The 342-nt window shown below is 67.0% G+C and carries 1 protein-coding gene; it reads right to left on the bottom strand.

The genetic code is table 11. The features are described 5' to 3' along the window. Nucleotides 1-342, bottom strand: a 342-nt coding sequence (locus QM797_RS26170) for an ATP-binding protein (RefSeq protein WP_283278652.1), incomplete at both ends; no start/stop codon positions are given.

Below are 342 nucleotides of genomic sequence, written 5' to 3'. Positions count from 1 at the left end.
CGACGGCTTCGCGGGTGGCGGAGTCGAACAGTTCGGGGATTTCCTCGCGGGTGCGCGCGACTTTCATGCCGCGGCCACCGCCACCGAACGCAGCTTTGATCGCGATCGGGAGGCCGTGTTCGTCGACGAACGCCAAAATTTCGTCGGCGTCTTTCACCGGTTCGGAGGTCCCCGGGACGGAGGGCGCTTTCGCGCGGGCAGCGATGTGGCGGGCGGTGACCTTGTCGCCGAGGTCGCGGATGGACTGCGGGGAGGGTCCGATCCAGATCAGGCCTGCATCGATCACCGCTTGGGCGAAGTCGGCGTTCTCGGAGAGGAATCCGTAGCCGGGGTGGATGGCGT

The sequence above is a fragment of the Rhodococcus sp. IEGM 1381 genome, from assembly GCF_030056795.1.
Taxonomy (GTDB): domain Bacteria; phylum Actinomycetota; class Actinomycetes; order Mycobacteriales; family Mycobacteriaceae; genus Rhodococcoides.
This window is presented reverse-complemented; position numbering and strand designations above follow the sequence as displayed.